This is a genomic window from Hymenobacter negativus, assembly GCF_017571495.1.
In the GTDB taxonomy this organism is placed as follows: domain Bacteria; phylum Bacteroidota; class Bacteroidia; order Cytophagales; family Hymenobacteraceae; genus Hymenobacter; species Hymenobacter negativus.
Window position 1 is genome coordinate 228,982 of the sequence record NZ_JAGETZ010000010.1, and the last position, 17,002, is coordinate 245,983.

Sequence of the window (17,002 nt, forward strand, 5' to 3'; positions counted from 1 at the left end):
TTTTCAAGCCTTGCTATATGTCCCCCGAAACCCTTCTGAGCGAACAACTCCGCACCCAATTGCAAAGCCTATTGCTTACTAAGCAGCAACTACAGATAGCGCCGGCCGAACGCCCAGCCGCTTCACAGTTATTTTCGCACATCGGTGGTGACCCCTACTTTGAAACCGGCGAAACCTGGCCCACCAACCCCGATACCGCCCAACCCCTGGAACTCATCTTTCAACTGGTGAACCCTGATGGGGCCATGCCCTGGCCATTTGAAGCGCAGGTAGTGCAATTCTACCAGAATTACCACTGGGGCGAACTGCCGTTTGATGATGGTGACCCGCATAACTTCCGCGTAAAAACCTACCCCCGCATTCGGCCCGAGCACTTGATTCAGGTACCCCGGCCCGTCGCGCTGCCGCCCATTGAATTCAGCCATATCCGCACCCAGGCAGCCCCTTCCCTACCCGACGTAGACGAGTTGGAAGACATCTCCCCTGCTTTGAAGGCCCTATGTGAGCAACTGCGCCCCAAAAATTGGCGCAAGGCCTATCAACAAGCCGTAACGGAACTGGCTGGGGAGCCCGACCTGGGTTCCTGGGTGGGCGGCTACGCGAAATGGCTGCAAGGAGCCTATCCCACGGGCACATTCTGGCTGCAATTCGATAGCACCGAGGACTTTGCCTGGGGCGATTCCGGCCTGCTTTATTTCTGTGTGGATGGCCACGACCCCGCCACCATCTCCTTCCAACTACAAAGCTGCTGATGCATAAGCTCCTCCTACTAGGGGTCACTCTGGCACTCACCAGCCTGGCTCCGCCTACCTACAAAACCTATTATAACCAGCGCTTTGGCTACCGCATTGACTACCCGGCCGACCTCCGCCCCCAACCCGAGGCTGGCAACGGCGACGGTCGTCGCTTTGTGTCGGCCGATGGGCAGACCGTGCTCAGCGCCTACGCCGGCTACAACGTTCTGGATGAAGGCCTGGCCGCAGACCGAAGAATAGCCCGGCAGAGCTGGCAGAAGAAGCACGCCACCATCACCCTCGACCAGCTCACGCGCACGGGCTACGTCCTTTCCGGACAGCTGCAGGGCACGATTTTCTACGAGAAAACGGTGCTCAAAAACAACACGCTTACCACCTTCCTGTGGGAGTATCCGGCCACTCGCAAGGCTGCGATGGATGCCGTCATTCAACACACCGTCCAGACGCTGCAGCCCAGTGTGGCAGGCGACGACTAAACTTGGGAAGAGAATTCAGCCACCTATATTTCTACCTTATGAGATTCTTTAAAAGCAATTTAGCACGTAATACCTAAAGCTAACTTACAACCTGTGGCTAAGCGACCAACTGTGCCAACTGTTGCTCCAGGTCCCTAATGATGAGCTGCACACGCTCAACGGCGGGGGGACGGGTTTCGTCGTTGTAGATAACGGCAGTTTGCACGAAGTTCAAGCTGATGCGGGCATCGTCCAGTTGGCTTTCCAGCTTCTTGTACTTGGCCAGCGCGGCGGGCTTGAGCTTGGCCTTAACCGGGGCCTGCTGAGCTTTTTGGTAGGCAGGCAGCAGGTACCCATCAGTCAGGGCTTTGAATACTGCCCCGCCTTCTTTCTTCACCTTGCCGGCTTTCACCTGGGCGCGCACCGAGGAAATCACAAAGTGGATATAGCCTTCGTCGTAGTCTCCCGCCGTCAGACGCCCTTGGATGATGGCCAAGCTGCTGCTTGATACACCGGCTGCAAGCACGGCAGTTTCCCACTCCGAGGCGGCTACCTCGGGCAGGGCAGTGGCTGTGCCGCTGGCCTGAAACAGAAACCGTATCTCGGTCACTTCCCGTCCCTGCTTGATGGCTTCGTAAGTAAAGGGCAAGTCGGTCTGGGCCAGTTCCTCCCGGGCCCGTTCCAATACCCGGGCCCGGAAGTTGTTAAAACGGTCGTACTCCTCACTCAGCCCTAGAATGGCCTTGAGCTCGTCGAGCCGAATCGTCCGCTTACCAAAGGCGGCGTATTCGCGCAGCAGCCAGTAGATGCGGTAGGAGCTGGCACTTTTCAGCTTGAGCAGCTCGGTGAGCTGGGCCTTTGTGAAGTTATCGCGCAGTTCCAGCAGGTAGTCGCGCAACAAGTCGTTGAACTGTGCCTCGATGATGCCTTCCCCCTCGATGTAGGTGGCATACGCCAGCAGGGGAATAACCGTGAAGCTGGGCTTTTTCAGGGGCCGGCCATCCACGCCTAGCTTCTCGATGAGCAAGGTCCGGCTGGTAAAGTCCTTGAGCATCTTGCGCACCTTCTCGTAGATGCTGTTGCTGGACGTAGCGCCCATCACCTCCCGCGCCGACACTTGGCATTTGGCAAATGAAGTATCCTCGCGCTGCACCCGCGCCAACAAAGCCAGAAAGAGCCGGGACTCCGTCGTATTCAGGTCAAAGCGGGCATTAACCAAGGCATTGTGCTGCACCACCAATGGGTGAGCAACCGGAAACAGAGCAGGATTCATGGGTGGGAAGGCAGCAGGTGGCGGAAGGCAGGGAGGTAAAAATACACGTTTTACAGCCATTCGACTACAAGATTCTAAATAAGAAGTCGTGTCACCCCCTTTTTGTAGTCGCATTGCCTGCCTTTCACCCCCTTTTTGTAGTCGTGTCACCCCCTTTTTGTAGTCGTGTCACCCCCTTTTTGTAGTCGTGTCACCCCCTTTTTGTAGTCGCATGCGCTTGTATTATATTATGAATGAATAAGTTATGGACAGGGTAAACTAGTAAACTTTATAAACAAAGTAAACTACTAGTTATTTTTAGCAGTCTTTTTTTAAGGTTTTTGAAGCTTAAGCGAAAGCATCAGCTATCAAGTAGTTGGATAAGGGGCCGCGTCACCCCCTTTTTGTAGTCGTATGGGCATAAAAACCCTTTCTACTGTCTATAAACAGCCTTTTCGCACATTCTTACTCTAGATATGCGACTACAAAAAGGGGGTGACGCGACTACAAAAAGGGGGTCAATGCTCCAACTATTCACTCAGGCCCGTCAAATCCAACCGGCCACGTCTGTTCTTGGTAGCACAGGCAGCAACTGCACCAAATCATTTGGAATACCTTGTGATGCTTCCCATGCATTGGCCCTTGGACCACCGGCGCAACTGCCCGCTTGTCGAGCTGCTAAACCAATCAAGCCGGGCACCCTGCATGATTACGCAGAGTACCCGGCTTGATTGGTTTAGAGCTAGCCGGGCTAGGGTTGCCCTATGCTGAACTTGCGGCGCAGCACCGTGCCATCGGTTGCTTGTACCGATAGCACGTACAGCCCCGCAGGCCAGCCGGCAACCAATAGCTCCCGCCCGTTTGGTGTCTGCCACACCAATTGGCCAGCCGCGTTGTGCACGCGCACCGTGTAGCTGGCCCATGGGACAGTAATGGTCAGTTTGGTGGCCGCTGGGTTGGGGTAGAGCTGCAGTTTGGCCTCATCGGCGGCGCTGGGCTGTGTGGCCAGCAATAGGCTGCAGCTGGTGGCTGTGGGATTTAGCTCCAGAGGCGCGCCTGGGGGAAGCGTACGGCCCGTAAACGCGGCGTAGCTGCTGGGGTAAAAAGGCGCCCGAAATACAATGTTCTGGGTAGGGGTAGCGCCCTGCGCTACCGGGCCCATCGAGCCCACCGGATTGATGTAGTCCCAAACCAGTGTACCACCGCTGGTTACCTCCAACAGCCGGCCCGCCGGCCCGTTGCATATCAGGAGGTTGCCATTGAGCAGGCGTTGCGCGCCCGAAATATTCTGGGCATACAAGCTGGTGGGCGGTGTGGCGGCGTAGGTGGTGGCCAACGTTGCCGGGCCGTAGGGCAGAGCGGTGGCGTATACGCCAGGGGCGGTTTCGGGAGGCGTCAGTACATCTACCGAGGAGGAGTTGCCGCCCGGCCGGCCCTGCCCGTTGTTAAAGACCTGGATATTGCCAGCAAAAGGCACACCTGCTGGCAGCCACAAGGCGTTGTGCTGGCCAAACAGGCGCTGGGCCATAGTGGTACCCTGGCTGTAAGCGGCGGGGTTGCCCCAGCGGTAGAGCAGGTCGCCGCCATGCCCACGTCCGCCGCCGGTGCTACTTGCCGCCTGGGCCGTCGTAGTGCTATGGTCGATTATCCAAATCTCGTTCATGCCGTGTGAGCTCAGTAGAATCTGGTCAAGCGCGGGATTATAGTCGATGGCGTTCAGGTGCAGCCAGTCGGGCTGGTTGGCCGTGGCGGCATAGTTCACGTTGATGCGCTCGGGACGTTGAGCTACGGGCGCGTAGTTAGCACGGGCAGGGTCGGCTTCCTGCACCAAGTGGTCCCAGGCGTGCCATTCCCACACAATATTGGCCTGATTGGTACCCACGGGTTGCAACTCCACTACTTTCTCGCTCCAGGTGCTGCTGCCAATCAGGTTGGTTGTGCGGCCGGCGGCCAGCGCTTCGGCAGCGGTTTTGGTTTCCCACACCAGCGCCAGCACATTGCCGTTGGGCAGAATGCGGATGTCGTGGTGCTGGCATTCGGTGGCGCTCGATATCCGGTAGCTCCAGGTCACGTTGCCATTCCAGTCAATCTTCTCAATGATGCCGCCCAGGCCACCAGCCGTGAAGGTGGTATTGGGTGGCGCGCCAGGCCGGAGCAGCGTCCCGTCGGTAAGCAAATAAGCCGCCTGGCCGGCCTTGTAGGCACTGTTCCAGCTGTGTACTTGCCGGCCGCACTTGTCCAACAGGTAGGTGCGCGTGTACTGAATGGGAGCCAGCAGCACGTACCCATCATCCGTGGAGCCGGCGGTGTGCAGCTGCACGCCTACCGTTTGCTGGGCCTGGACATTAAGCACCAGTCCGCAACCGAGGGCCGCTAGTAGTAATCGGGAAAGCATTTTTTTCAAGGTGACAGGCAATTAATAGTGGTTAAAAAATAAAAATCAGGTAGTTAGGGGATTTGGAAGCTGTTCAGCAATGCTGCATTCCCTTCATGCTGAGCACCGCGGGGGACATCACCATGTTCGAATTAGTCGAAGCACTATCAGCTGCTCAGTGATGACGAAGTCATTCACAGCGTTCAGGATGACCGACTTATTGCATTTAATGCTCTTTCAGCAGTAGGGCGACATCTTCTTTCATGCGCTCCGCATCCAGGGCCAGGGTGCCGTTGTAAAGGCCGCGCAGGTGGCCGGTGCGGTCCACGAGCAGAATGTGCTCGGTGTGCAGGAAGCGGCCGGTGTCGGCGGCGGGGTTCAGGCTCTGGTCAGCAAAGTACTGGTTGCGGGCCAGCTGGTAGATGGCCGCTTTTGACCCCGTTAGCAGCTGCCAGCGGCGGCCATCGATGTGGCGACTTTCTGCATAGGCGCGCAGCACAGGCACTTGGTCACGCTCCGGCATCACGGAATACGACACGGCCCGCAAGTCGGGCTCCGTGGCAAAATGGTGTAACACCCGTTCCAAGTTGTCGTTCATGCGCGGGCATATTCCCGGGCATTCGGTGAAGAAGAAATTGGCCAGGTATACATGGCCGGCCAGGGTCGCATTGGTGACGGCCTGTCCGTTCTGGTCGGTGAAGCGAAATGGCCCCACCACATGCACCGTGTCGGCTGGCAACTGCCCGGCTGGGTACCATAACGGCGTAAAAGTGGCATCGTGGTAGAATGGCAGCCGCGTGACAATATCCTGCTGTTTTGCAGGTGCAGCGGGAGCTTCAGAAGTAGCCGGCGCATCGGGGCGGCAGGTCGCCAGCAGCAGTACCCCAGCAAGGCAGGATAGAAAATGACGGCAATAGTCAGGCATGGCAGAGTCAGCGTAAGCAATGAGTAAGTACTTGTTCAGCAACAGGCAGCCGAAATTTTTAGGGTGGTGCGACCATGCTCCTGGTTGTCGTCAGCCAGTGGTAAGGGCGGCTTCGGCAGCGCGTTCTTCTGCTATTTGGTGGGGTGCTATAGCAGCCTGTCCGTCGCGCAGTGTTTGGCTCCGATAAAACCGTATTGGCGGCCGTTGCGGGCTTCGTAATTGGCACGCAGGGTGCCGTCGGGCAGCCAGAGTTGCTGTCTTCCTGCTTCCTGGCCGGCGACGTAGCTGCCGCGCCGCTCGGGCTGGCCATTAGCGTACCATTCTGCTACCAGACCCTCGTACTGCCCGGCCCGGAAACTGCGCCGGAAGTGTGGCCGTCCATCGGGCCACCACCCTTCGGCAAGGCCTTCCTCACGGCCCGCAGCGTAGCGGCGCTGCTCCCGGCGCTGCCCGGAACCATACCACTGCTGTGCCAATCCATGCAGGCGACCCTGCCGGTAGGGATGCAAAGCCAGTGTGTCGCCGGTTGGGCTCAATTCGAAGAGGGTGCCCGTGTAAAGTTTACCCTTGTAAGTGAGTGTTTCGGCCGTCAAACGCAGGCCCGGAGCCTGAGTAGGTAGCCGGGTCGGTACGCCGCATCCGGCCAGCAGTAGGGCCGTCAGCCATCCAACTGCCCACCATCTTGGCCACCAGTTGCTACTGCGTAATGGTACCAGGCGTCCCAAAAAATCCATCGCCATTGAGGTAAGGGTCGGCATTGGTGATGTGGTAGTGATAAGTCCCGGCCGGGTAATCGGTGGTGGCGTGGGTATGGCCGTGGTAGGCATCAAGGCCAGCATTCGTCACTGCCACGCCGTTTTCGATGGGGCCATACACCGGGAAGCCATCCAGCAAAAAGCCCAGCAGCGTGTCGCGGCCCTTGAGCGCTGTCAGGTAGGTTGGCTCCACATGGTAGTGGTAGGCACCTGTGGCCTGCGGGTGGCCATTGTACTGGTCAAACGAATTGATTTCGTTGGTCAGCGGTTGGGCGGGGCCGGCGTATTGGTTGAAGAAGGCCACTCCGTTCAACGACACACCAATGCTGCCCAGCGGCGTGGCCGATTTCCGGGTGGCCTCCTGGGGCGTCAACGGAATCCGGTACGTATAGCTCTGTTCTACGATGCGGTTAGGGTTCTGGCGGTAACTGGTGTTGGTGCCATTGTAGGCTTCATAACCAGCCCCCGAATAATAAGGGCTTTTGTGGTCGGGTAGGTTTTTGGTTTTGATAACCACGTAGCCGCCGTCCAGGGTAATGGAGGTCGCACCGTATATCTTCCTGTACACATCGGGCACTCCGGCACCCACCATGGTGGCAGTGGGCGCCGGGGCCACATCGTCGTCTTTGGAGCAGGCCAGCAAACTCAGCAGTGGCACAGTTGGTAGTATCAAAATCAGAAAGAAACGCATAGAGGGTCTTTAAAGGGTGAAGTTGGTTGGGTAGCAACCGTTCTGAACTGTAGAGCAAGGAAAGCCGCTCAGGTTTAATCATTCTGCCCAAATTTGAGGATGTCAGGAAAGCAAAGACTGTTTTCGAAGGGCAAGTAAGAGTGCCTGCTACTGCGCCCTGCGGCGCGCTCTGCCCGGCCTGTAAGAAGCGTGCGCAGGCCGGGTTCCGGAGCCTTGGCGACTGGCAGTAAGCACATATGCTTGTTCTCCCCCCTTCCCCCTCTCCTACTGCCTAAAAGCGCAGAGCAGCCCGTTGGGACTGCTCTTGCAGATGTTCAGAATAAACCATCCTCGGCAGCCGGCTGGGCGCGAGCAAGAGGGGCAACGTAGACCTGCCTAAGCCCGCTTCCAGCAGGCCAAGCTGAAGGAAGCCGAATCAGGCTGAATAAAGCGGTGCCGCTGGCAGGCGAAATACGTCGCGCAGGGCGCGGCGGGCAGCATGATAGCCGCACATGCCGTGTACGCCGCCCCCGGGAGGCGTGGCCGATGAGCAGAGGTATAGTCCTGCCTGGGAGGTGCGGTAAGGTGAAGCCCGTAGCGCGGGCCGGGTAAAAAGCTGGGTGATATCCAGGCGGCCGCCGTTGATATCGCCGCCTACATAATTGGGGTTATGCTGCTCGATTTGGGCAGTGTCGAAGGTGTGACGGCCAATAATTCGCTCGCGGAAACCGGGCGCAAACCGCTCCACCTGCCGCTCAATGGCCTCTGTCATATCAACCCGCGAACCGTTGGGGACGTGGCAATAGGCCCAGGCAGTGTGCCGGCCAGCCGGGGCACGGGTAGCATCGAAGCGGCTGGGCTGGGCCAGTAGCACGAAGGGCCGCGCCGGATGCTGGCCATGGGCCGTGGCTTGCTCGCTGGCCACAATTTCGGCCCCGGTGTTGCCCAGGTGCAGCGTGCCGGCCTCAGCGCATTCCGGCGCGGTGAACGGAATGGGAGCATCGAGCGCCCAGTCAATCTTGAATACGCCCATGCCGTAGCGGTAGCGTTGCAGCTGCCACTGGTAGATGCGGGAAAGGCGATGGCCGGCAATTTGAAGGAGCTGGGCCGGTGTCACGTCCAGCAGGATGGCCCGCGCCGGGGGCAACTGCGCCATTGAATGGATAAAAGAGCCGGTTTCGACGCGCCCGCCCAAGGCTTTGAAGTGCGCTACCAAAGCATCGGCAATCTGCTGCGAGCCACCTTTGGGCAGCGGCCAGCCGCGGCGATGCGCTGTGGCCAGCAGCACCAGGCCGATGGCCGAAGTAGTGAGGTTGCTCAGCGGCTGAATGGCGTGGGCGGCCATTCCGGCAAAAAGGCCTTTGGCTTGTTCGCCTTGGAAGCGTCGGATAAGCGCAGTAGCGGGCAGCAGTGCCGAGAGGCCAAACCGAGCCATTTTCACCGGGTGTGAGGGAAAATGCAGCGGGGCCAGTACGTCGTTGACAATATCCGGCCAATCGGCCACCAGTGGTGCGAGCAGGCGCTGGTAGGCGTCGGCATCCGGCCCCAGGGCGAGGGCGGTAGCGGCCAGCGAGTTCACCACGGTGGCAGCCGTGCCATTGTCGAACGGGTGGGCGGCAGCCACGGGTGGCGTCAGGTATTCGAGGCCGTATTGAGCCAGGGGGAGCGTTTGAAAGAAGGGCGAAGCCACTGCCAGTGGATGGATGGCCGAGCAGATGTCGTGGTGAAAGCCGGGCAGCGTGAGCGCTGCAGTACGCAGGCCGCCGCCCAACTCATTTTTCCCTTCGAGGAGCAGCACCGATAAGCCCGCCTGCTGCAACGTGATGGCAGCCGCCAGTCCGTTGGGGCCCGAACCGACGACAACAGCATCAAAGGTGGAATCACTCATGCAAAATAGAAAAGCCTGCTACGCGTGTAGCAGGCTAAAAAGAACGGATTAGGGACAATTTGGGTGCGGAAAACCCACCTAAAAATTGTTGTGCCCTGTTAACCGTCGGCCATCCTGAGCATGAAAGGTATGCGGAAACAACCGGTGCGGCGGCTAGGACAAGTGCTGGCGCAGCCGCCGGAGCATTGGCCACCACGTGAGGTTACGCCGGTTGGTACTGGCTTCCCGGTGAGTCAGGGGTGATGGGCTGGATTGCACCGCCGCCCGCCGAGCCAGCATCAAGTCCGGCGCCCAGGCCGCCTGGGCCACAAACCGGACGCCGCGATGCGAGGGCAATGAAAATCGGGTGCGCAGATAGGAAAGCAGACGTCTCATAGCGGTTGGGCTTGGTTAGGGTGCTTGTTAAGGCAAGACGCAGATGCTGCCGCAAAGGCTGCTATTGACACAGGGATTCCACTTGAATTGTAAGTGAAGACCACATGCAGCCCTTAGTTTGAGCCGCCTTATTACTTCCATGATGATAGCCAGACCAACTCATTTGGCTCGATTTAAACAAACGTTTGTTAGTTTAGTAGTAAACCTAGCTTCTGTGCTTGCAACTGGCATTCCCACCCACTTTTAGCCCCTTGCCTAATGCTCTTCAACTCTGAAATCGAACAGCTGCCGCTGCCTAAGCTACGCGCCCTCCAAAATGCCCGCCTTAAAGAGCAAGTGGCTTATGTGTACGACCGGGTGCCGTTCTACAAGCAGAAGTTTGATGCCTTGGGCGTACATCCCAGCACATTTCGGGGCTTGGAAGAGTTGAGCAAGCTGGGATTCACCAAGAAAACGGACTTTCGCGATAACTACCCTTTTGGCCTGTTTGCCGTGCCTGAGCACGAAGTAGCGCGGCTGCATTGCTCCAGTGGCACTACGGGCAAGGCCACGGTGGTGGGCTATACAGCCGGCGACCTCGACATTTTTGCCGAAGTAGTGGCCCGCTCGCTGGCCGCGGCGGGCTGCCGGCCCGGCATGAAAATGCAGAACGCTTATGGCTACGGCCTGTTCACGGGCGGCCTGGGCATTCACTACGGAGCTGAGAAGCTCGGCCTCACGGTCATCCCCGTATCGGGGGGCAGCACCGACCGGCAACTGCAGCTCTTGCAAGATTTTCGGCCCGAAATCATCTGTGCCACGCCTTCTTACGCGCAGGTGCTGGCCGAGGAAATCAAGCGGCGCGGCATCAGTCCAGATGCCATCAACCTGCAGTATGCCGTGCTGGGAGCCGAGCCTTGGACCGACGCCATCCGGCAGCAGGTGGAGAGCGGCCTGCGGGTGCAAGCCACCAACATCTACGGCCTGAGCGAGATAATGGGCCCCGGGGTGTCGCAGGAAGATGTGAACGAGCGCGGTACCGGCAGCTACGTCTGGGAAGACCATTTCTATCCCGAAATAGTGGATAAGCAGACCGGGGAGCCAGTGGCCGAAGGTGAACTGGGTGTGCTAGTATTCAGTACGCTAACCAAGAAAGCCATGCCCATTCTGCGGTATTGGACCAACGACATCACTAACCTTTACTACGACCAGTCGCGGAGCCGGACGCACGTAAAAATGGGCCCTATTCGTGGCCGGGCCGACGACATGCTCATCATCCGCGGAGTGAATTTCTTTCATACTCAGGTCGAGGATATTCTCAGCAGCCTGCCGCAGGTGAGCCCTTATTATCAGGTAGTAGCCTCGCGCCGCGGCAACCTTGACGAAGTGGAAGTGAACGTGGAAATCGCCGAAGAGCTTATGCACGAGCTGGGCCTGGAAACCGTAACGGCCGATGCTATTGAGCAGCACGACTGCCTACGGGTGCTGCAGGGTTCCTTTGCCAAGAAAATCAAGGACAACATTGGGTTGAGTATGAAAGTAACACTACTGGGATTTGGCACGCTGCCGCGCAGTGAGGGCGGCAAGCTCAGCCGGGTGCGCGATTTGCGGGCATTGTAGCTACGTACCCAGTTGCGGTGGTTGCCAGCCCCCCATCTTCCTTTTTCTATCGCATGAATCCATCGTTCCCATCGGGTAATACCCATTCGGCTGCAGCCGTTCAAGCGCTGATGGCTCAGCAGGATACTTTCAGCCAGCTGCTTGGTTTGCAGGTTGATGAAGTGGGTGCGGGCTACTGCCGGCTGCATTTTGTGGTGCGCCCTGACATGCTGAATGGCTTTGGTGCGCTGCACGGCGGGGTTACATTTGCAGCGGCCGATTCGGCGTTTGCATTCGCCTGCAACAGCCACGGCCGGCAAAGCGTGGGCCTCACCGTTACTATTGACTACCTCGAAGCTGGACGGTTGGGCGACATCATCACCGTAGAGGCCCGCGAGGAAAGCCTCAAGCACAAAATTGGGGTGTATCAGGTGCGGGCAGTCAACCAAAATGGCGTAGCCCTGGCTCTGTTCAAAGGCACAGCCTACCGCACCAGCAACGAAATTCTGTAGACCTTTACTGTTTCTGAAAACCCGGGCCGCACCTGACTGCGCTTGGCGTTTTATCCCCAAACCCATGAACCAAGCATATATCATCGACGGAGTGCGCACGCCCATTGGCAGCTTTGGTGGCACGCTGGCTGCCGTGCGCCCCGACGACCTGGCCGCCTTCACCATTCGCGAGCTGCTGAAGCGCAACCCCGGCGCCGACCCCAGCGCTGTGGCCGACGTTATCTTGGGCTGCGCGAACCAGGCCGGAGAGGATAACCGCAACATTGCCCGAATGGCAGCGCTGCTAGCCGGCTTGCCCTACTCGGTACCCGGCGAAACGGTGAACCGGCTTTGTGCCAGTGGCTTATCGGCGGGCATTGCCGCGGCCCGTGCGATTCAGAGTGGGGACGGTGATTTGTTTGTGGCTGGTGGCGTGGAGAACATGACCCGCGCGCCCTTCGTTATGTCGAAGCCCTCCAAGGCCTTCGGGACCGACTCGCAGATGGTTGACTCCAGCTTCGGCTGGCGCTTTATCAACCCGCTGATGCAAACCCAGTACGGCACCGACGCCATGGGCGAAACGGCCGAAAACCTCGTCGACCAGTACCACATCAGCCGCGAAGACCAGGATGCTTTCGCCTTGGCGTCGCAGCAGAAAGCTGCCGCCGCGCAGCAGCGCGGCCGCTTTGCTACGGAGTTGGTGCCCGTGCCCATTCCGCAGCGCAAAGGCGAGCCCGTGCTCTTTAGCGCCGATGAGTTCACAAAACCTGACACCACGCTTGAAGGACTGTCTAAGCTCCGGCCAGCCTTTCGCAAAACCGGTACCGTCACGGCCGGCAATGCTTCGGGGCTGAACGATGGCGCCGCAGCGTTGCTGCTGGCTTCGGAGGCTGGTATTTCACAGCACGGCCTCACCCCCAAAGCGCGCATCGTGAGCATGGGCGTGGCCGGGGTAGAGCCCCGCATCATGGGAATTGGTCCGGTGCCCGCCACGCAATTGGCCCTCAAAAAAGCAGGGCTGAAGCTGTCAGATATCGATATTATCGAGCTAAACGAAGCTTTCGCGGCCCAGTCGCTGGCCTGCATCCGTGCCCTGGGCCTAGCCGATGACGACCCGCGTCTCAATCCCAACGGCGGTGCCATTGCACTGGGCCATCCGCTGGGCATGAGCGGTGCCCGCCTGCTCAACACCGCTGCTCAGGAACTGCACGAACAGCAAAAGCGCTATGCCTTGGTGACCATGTGCATTGGAGTAGGCCAGGGCTACGCCGTGATTATTGAGCGCGTATAGGCTCGCGAATCGGGCTACAAAGCCCGATACCTCAGTAATCAGGGCTGCGCTACCAGCAATAGGGCGTAGCAACAGTTACTGAGATTAGTCACTGGTCAGCGCATGGCCGGTTGTCGATGAATTAAGTTTTTTACAATCCTAGTTTCTGGGCTGCATTGTGCTGGCGCACGTTGTCGAGGCGGGTATAGCGCCGAATCATCTCGCTGGTTTTATGCTTGGTTTGGTTCATCACCTCCGAATCATCGGCGCCGGCCAGCTTGGCAACCGTGACGAAGGACGCGCGCAGTGAATGGGCCGAATACTCGGGTCCGAAGTAGCGCTGTACAATCAGGTTCAAGTGCTTGTCGGTGAGTCGGCGTTCGGTCAGGCGCTCGCCCTTGCGGAAGGATACCAGCACGGGGCCCGCGCTCCGGCCCAGGCGTAGCAGCCAGGCCTGCAAGGTACGAATGGGGCACAGGTGCAAGTCGGGCGAGTAGAAAATGGCCTTTTCCTCGGCGGCACCGTACTGGTTGGTTTTGCTCCGCGCCAGGTGCACCACCAGTCCTTCTTCCGAGAAAGACAAGTCTTCGATGTCCAATGCTGTTAGCTCTGAGCGGCGAAAGGCCCCGGTGAAGCCCAGCAGTAGAATCACGCGAGCGCGCAGCCCGGTCAGCGTTTTACCGTCGATGCTCTTCACCGTGCGCTTGAAGTTGACCAGCGTGAATGCCGGCGCCTGCTTCTGCCGGATGCCCTTGAGGCGTGCGATGCCTTCCATGAGCACCTTGAATTTCTTATCATCCGTAGGCGAATCAACGCCGCGCAAGGCGTGGGCCTTGGCCACGGCGGCGCAGTGCCGCTGAATAGTCGACACTTTCTTGCCGGCTTCCGCCAGATGAGTCACGAATCCGGCCAGCGTATCGACTGAAGCTGGCAGCGGCTCCAAACCGTGTTCGCTGCACCAGGCTCCAAAGCGTTTCAGGTCGCCGGCGTAGGCCTTGGCTGTGTTTGGCGCGCCGCTTAGCCCGGCTTCCACGTAGCGGTTGGTATGCGCGGCCAGCTGGGCCAGCGCTGCCGATGAGCCCGTGGGAACCGGGAGGACCGAGTTGTTTTCCATGCAACCTGTGTATCAAAGGGGGTGAAAAACGCCTTTGCTTGCACACGAAGGTAATGGTAAGGTCCGATAATTCACTAACCAGACCATGCTACTATAACGTGAGCAGACACAACGGCTGCAATCAAACGAGCCCTCTGAACCTCAGTCCTTTACTGCCAAATACCGGCCGCAATTGATGCGAAACTAAAAAGCGCTATTGCGTGACGCCATCCTAACCCATAAGCTTACTTTAGCATCCATGCAGTGGAACGTGGCGTGTGCATGACGTGGTGGTAACCCTCAGCAGGCTCGCATAAAATCAGAAACCCAATTTTATAAGGATAAGCAAATTCTTAGCGCCCAAAGTCGTCCTGCACCCGCACGATATCGTCCTCATCCGACGGGTGGTTCGCGTTGGTGTGCTGCCAGATTTCAGCTACCACACCCCAGTTAGCCAAGCCTACCAAACGGTGGCGCTCGCTCTGGCGAAGCACAATCTGCTCACTAGGTGCGTAAGATTTTACCTCCCCTTCGGCGTCGGTATCACTGGTGGCCACGCCCACGGGACCCTGCACTACTTGCCAGATTTCGGCGCGCCGGTGGTGATACTGCCAACTCAGGCGCGACTTTGGGGCTACTAGCAGCACCTTCGGGCTCAGCTTGCCCGAGATGCGCAACTGCTCAACCGACAGCCCACTGAAATACATGTCGGCAAACTGCTGGGCCTGGTCTTCGTCGATAACGAAAAATCCGCCCCAAGGCCGCGAGGCATCCTGCTGGCTGATTCGAAAGCCATTGCCATGTAGCTGAGCGGCAACTTGTTGAAAAATAAATTCTTTTTGGGTGGTTAGGGTTTCCATAAAGGGAACTACTTGCTGATGGGTTGGTCCAGAAATTCGTACCGTGCCCGATGGGGCTCCGGCATAGCCTGGGTGGTGAGGTCGAGGCGCAGGATTTGGACGGCAGGCGGGCGGTTGGTGGCGGGCCAGGTAGGCAGGCCCGCGCCGTTGGGGTTGCCGCTTTTAATGAAGTTGACGAAGTAGGCCTGCATGGTTTTCGAGAGTTGGTAGTCGGCCGGCGTCCAAGCGTAGACCTTATTGGTGGCCAAGTTGCCCAGCGCGTATTCTATCTCGGCCGAATGCACCGCGCCGGTGGCCGGAGGGGCTTTAGGTGCGGAGGCGGCTTGCTGTACCACGCCGCCGGCCAAGCCAGCCGTAGCGTTACCCATTTCAGGCGTCATGGCCGGGCGCGGGCGGGCGTATAGGTAGCGGTATACCGGCTGCTGGCTGGTTTGGCCGTGCAGCTCGGCCCACTTCCAGGTGGCGTAGGCCGTGAAGCGGTCGGTGGCAAGGTCGGTGGCCACGGCGGCTACTTCAGCATCGGTGGCGGCGGGGTAGCGCTGCAGGGCCTCGGCGGTGCGGGGGCCATAGAGTTTCTCCACGGCGGCGCGGTAGTTTTCAAGTGTAGGCGGGGCTTGGCCCAGGAGCGAGTGGTGTTCGACTTCCTGCGAGTTCCAGCCCACCAACAGCGGCACTTTGGCCTGCTCGCCGGCCGCGTAGGTCGCCAGCGGGGCTTTGGTGAAAAGCAAGCCATCTATTACTGGCCTAAAGCGCGGGGCCTCGGGCTTGCCAGCGGCCTCCAGTAACTGCTGGGCCGGCAGGGCGCGCAGGGCATCGAGCGAAGCAGCTCCGAGCTGTGCGGCAAAGGCTACGCCGGCTTGCTCGCCCTCAGCCAGCGGAGCGGGGCCGCGGTCGGCGCTCAGCAGGGAGCCGCTCTCACCAATGGCCCGCTGAAAGGTATTGCGCGAGCCGGGCGATGCCAGCTGCGCGCTCACCGAAACCGACCCGGCCGACTCGCCCCCGATGGTAACTTGAGCTGGGTCGCCGCCGAAGGCCGCAATATTTTGCTGCACCCAGCGCAGGGCCGCCTGCTGGTCGAGCAAGCCGTAGTTGCCGGAAGCGTGGTGTGGCGATTCTTGCGTGAGGGCCGGGTGGGTGAAGAAGCCAAACACTCCCAGCCGGTAGTTCACCGTGACGGCTACAATGCCTTGGCGGGCCATACTCTCGCCATCGTAGCGTGGCTCCGAGCCGTCGCCGGCGTTGAAGCCGCCGCCGTAGAAATACACCAGCACCGGCCGGCGTTCCTGCACGGTTTTGGCGGGCGTCCACACGTTGAGGTAGAGGCAATTCTCGCTCACGCCGTTGGAGCGGAAGTTCATGTCGCCGTAGAGCGGCAGCTGCATGGCGCGGGGCCCGAAGGCTTTGGCAGAACGTACGCCAGTCCATTTTGTCACGGGCTGCGGCGGCTGCCAGCGCAGCTTGCCCACCGGCGGCGCAGCAAACGGCACGCCCTTGAATTCGCGGATGCCGCTGGTGGCCGTAATGCCTTCCAACACGCCATTTGCCAGCCGCACCTGAGTAGACGGCGGCGCAGCGGGCTTTTTCCCTGATTGGGCGCTGGCTGCTAAGGGAAACTGCAGAGCCAGCAGAAGCAAAATATCGAATGTTTTCATAGGAAAAATTGGATAAGGCGTGATTGCAGAAGTGATTAAGCAGTTATCTGATAAATGATGAGGCGTCCTACTGAGCACAGTCGAAGTACCTCTACCGCTTCGCTGTATTCACTTGGTTTACTGCTAGATATGAGGTACTTCGACTGCGCTCAGCAGGAACGTTTTTGAGTTATTCAACAGCTTCTATCCCTCGAAATGACTTCGCTTCGTTAGACTGATACGGTAGCGGTCCGCCGGCTGCCGCGCAGGCCGTACCACATGATGTAGGCGTAGCACAACACCGGCAGTAGCAGCGCCAGCCGCAGGCTGCTGTGGTCGGCAATGGTGCCAAACAGCATGGGAATCAGTGCGCCGCCTACGATAGCGGTGCACAACAACCCAGAGCCTTCCTCGGTGTGGTGGCCCAAGCCAGCCACGGCCAGCGTGAAAATGGTGGGGTACATCAGCGAGTTCATCAGGCCCACGGCCAGCAGGCTCCACATCGCCACGGTGCCCGTGGTATTAATTGAAATGAGCACCAGCACCACGGCGCCCACCGCATTCAGGGCCAGCAGCTTGGCCGGTTCGAACTTGTTAAGCAGGTAAGCACCGGCGAAGCGGCCCACCATG

The 17,002-nt window shown here is 59.0% G+C and carries 15 protein-coding genes and 1 pseudogene; 5 read left to right on the forward strand and 11 right to left on the reverse strand.

The window, feature by feature from the left end:
- Positions 1 to 17 precede the first annotated feature (17 nt).
- On the forward strand, positions 18 to 752 hold the full coding sequence (locus tag J4E00_RS19860; RefSeq protein WP_208177013.1) for a DUF1963 domain-containing protein: 735 nt from the start codon (positions 18 to 20) through the stop codon (positions 750 to 752).
- Complete coding sequence (locus J4E00_RS19865; protein ID WP_208177014.1) at positions 752 to 1,231, forward strand: hypothetical protein; 480 nt, start codon at positions 752 to 754, stop codon at positions 1,229 to 1,231. The genes J4E00_RS19860 and J4E00_RS19865 overlap by 1 nt, the downstream gene beginning before the upstream one ends.
- A gap of 97 nt (positions 1,232 to 1,328) precedes the next feature.
- Here the strand turns inward: J4E00_RS19865 and J4E00_RS19870 are convergent, their stop codons facing one another.
- The 7 genes from J4E00_RS19870 to J4E00_RS19900 all read right to left on the reverse strand — a co-directional run bounded on the left by J4E00_RS19870 (position 1,329) and on the right by J4E00_RS19900 (position 9,449).
- On the reverse strand, positions 1,329 to 2,483 hold the full coding sequence (locus tag J4E00_RS19870; RefSeq protein WP_208177015.1) for a replication initiation protein: 1,155 nt from the start codon (positions 2,481 to 2,483) through the stop codon (positions 1,329 to 1,331).
- A 730-nt stretch (positions 2,484 to 3,213) separates the two neighbouring features.
- Positions 3,214 to 4,857, reverse strand: a complete 1,644-nt coding sequence (locus tag J4E00_RS19875) for an aryl-sulfate sulfotransferase (RefSeq protein ID WP_208177016.1) — start codon at positions 4,855 to 4,857, stop codon at positions 3,214 to 3,216.
- 205 nt (positions 4,858 to 5,062) lie between these two features.
- Complete coding sequence (locus J4E00_RS19880; RefSeq protein ID WP_208177017.1) at positions 5,063 to 5,761, reverse strand: SCO family protein; 699 nt, start codon at positions 5,759 to 5,761, stop codon at positions 5,063 to 5,065.
- A 146-nt stretch (positions 5,762 to 5,907) separates the two neighbouring features.
- On the reverse strand, positions 5,908 to 6,354 hold the full coding sequence (locus J4E00_RS19885; RefSeq protein WP_208177018.1) for a toxin-antitoxin system YwqK family antitoxin: 447 nt from the start codon (positions 6,352 to 6,354) through the stop codon (positions 5,908 to 5,910).
- A gap of 103 nt (positions 6,355 to 6,457) precedes the next feature.
- A complete protein-coding gene (locus tag J4E00_RS19890; protein ID WP_208177019.1) occupies positions 6,458 to 7,207 on the reverse strand; it encodes a YHYH protein in 750 nt (249 codons plus the stop codon).
- Between the two features lie 415 nt (positions 7,208 to 7,622).
- Positions 7,623 to 9,074 carry a phytoene desaturase family protein gene (locus J4E00_RS19895; RefSeq protein ID WP_208177020.1) on the reverse strand — a complete coding sequence of 484 codons (1,452 nt, stop codon included), beginning with the start codon at positions 9,072 to 9,074 and terminating at the stop codon, positions 7,623 to 7,625.
- Between the two features lie 153 nt (positions 9,075 to 9,227).
- Positions 9,228 to 9,449, reverse strand: a complete 222-nt coding sequence (locus J4E00_RS19900) for a hypothetical protein (RefSeq protein WP_208177021.1) — start codon at positions 9,447 to 9,449, stop codon at positions 9,228 to 9,230.
- Between the two features lie 258 nt (positions 9,450 to 9,707).
- Here J4E00_RS19900 and J4E00_RS19905 point away from each other — a divergent pair, with 258 nt between their 5' ends.
- From J4E00_RS19905 to pcaF, 3 genes are all read left to right on the forward strand, one after another.
- On the forward strand, positions 9,708 to 11,048 hold the full coding sequence (locus tag J4E00_RS19905; protein ID WP_208177022.1) for a phenylacetate--CoA ligase family protein: 1,341 nt from the start codon (positions 9,708 to 9,710) through the stop codon (positions 11,046 to 11,048).
- Positions 11,049 to 11,101: 53 nt separating this feature from the next.
- Entirely contained in the window at positions 11,102 to 11,539 is a 438-nt protein-coding gene (locus J4E00_RS19910) for a hotdog fold thioesterase (protein WP_236049971.1), read from the forward strand.
- A gap of 64 nt (positions 11,540 to 11,603) precedes the next feature.
- Entirely contained in the window at positions 11,604 to 12,809 is a 1,206-nt protein-coding gene (gene pcaF / locus J4E00_RS19915) for a 3-oxoadipyl-CoA thiolase (protein WP_208177023.1), read from the forward strand.
- A 130-nt stretch (positions 12,810 to 12,939) separates the two neighbouring features.
- On the opposite strand, the gene J4E00_RS19920 is transcribed toward pcaF, so the two are convergent.
- From J4E00_RS19920 to J4E00_RS19935, 4 genes and pseudogenes are all read right to left on the reverse strand, one after another.
- Positions 12,940 to 13,902, reverse strand: a complete 963-nt coding sequence (locus tag J4E00_RS19920; RefSeq protein WP_208177024.1) for a tyrosine-type recombinase/integrase — start codon at positions 13,900 to 13,902, stop codon at positions 12,940 to 12,942.
- A gap of 332 nt (positions 13,903 to 14,234) precedes the next feature.
- Positions 14,235 to 14,741: a phosphoheptose isomerase gene (locus J4E00_RS19925; RefSeq protein WP_208177025.1), complete on the reverse strand. Its 507-nt coding sequence runs from the start codon at positions 14,739 to 14,741 to the stop codon at positions 14,235 to 14,237.
- 8 nt (positions 14,742 to 14,749) lie between these two features.
- Complete coding sequence (locus J4E00_RS19930; protein WP_208177026.1) at positions 14,750 to 16,393, reverse strand: carboxylesterase/lipase family protein; 1,644 nt, start codon at positions 16,391 to 16,393, stop codon at positions 14,750 to 14,752.
- 209 nt (positions 16,394 to 16,602) lie between these two features.
- A pseudogene (locus tag J4E00_RS19935) lies at positions 16,603 to 17,002 on the reverse strand (sugar MFS transporter); the annotation flags it as partial.

Bases quoted from the DNA above. Each gene is read 5' to 3' on its own strand.
- J4E00_RS19890 (WP_208177019.1), bottom strand. From the start codon at position 7,207: ATGCGTTTCTTTCTGATTTTGATACTACCAACTGTGCCACTGCTGAGT.
- pcaF (WP_208177023.1), top strand. From the start codon at position 11,604: ATGAACCAAGCATATATCATCGACGGAGTGCGCACGCCCATTGGCAGC.
- J4E00_RS19905 (WP_208177022.1), top strand. From the start codon at position 9,708: ATGCTCTTCAACTCTGAAATCGAACAGCTGCCGCTGCCTAAGCTACGC.
- J4E00_RS19860 (WP_208177013.1), top strand. From the start codon at position 18: ATGTCCCCCGAAACCCTTCTGAGCGAACAACTCCGCACCCAATTGCAA.
- J4E00_RS19875 (WP_208177016.1), bottom strand. From the start codon at position 4,857: ATGCTTTCCCGATTACTACTAGCGGCCCTCGGTTGCGGACTGGTGCTT.
- J4E00_RS19900 (WP_208177021.1), bottom strand. From the start codon at position 9,449: ATGAGACGTCTGCTTTCCTATCTGCGCACCCGATTTTCATTGCCCTCG.
- J4E00_RS19920 (WP_208177024.1), bottom strand. From the start codon at position 13,902: ATGGAAAACAACTCGGTCCTCCCGGTTCCCACGGGCTCATCGGCAGCG.
- J4E00_RS19910 (WP_236049971.1), top strand. From the start codon at position 11,102: ATGAATCCATCGTTCCCATCGGGTAATACCCATTCGGCTGCAGCCGTT.
- J4E00_RS19930 (WP_208177026.1), bottom strand. From the start codon at position 16,393: ATGAAAACATTCGATATTTTGCTTCTGCTGGCTCTGCAGTTTCCCTTA.
- J4E00_RS19895 (WP_208177020.1), bottom strand. From the start codon at position 9,074: ATGAGTGATTCCACCTTTGATGCTGTTGTCGTCGGTTCGGGCCCCAAC.
- J4E00_RS19865 (WP_208177014.1), top strand. From the start codon at position 752: ATGCATAAGCTCCTCCTACTAGGGGTCACTCTGGCACTCACCAGCCTG.
- J4E00_RS19925 (WP_208177025.1), bottom strand. From the start codon at position 14,741: ATGGAAACCCTAACCACCCAAAAAGAATTTATTTTTCAACAAGTTGCC.
- J4E00_RS19880 (WP_208177017.1), bottom strand. From the start codon at position 5,761: ATGCCTGACTATTGCCGTCATTTTCTATCCTGCCTTGCTGGGGTACTG.
- J4E00_RS19870 (WP_208177015.1), bottom strand. From the start codon at position 2,483: ATGAATCCTGCTCTGTTTCCGGTTGCTCACCCATTGGTGGTGCAGCAC.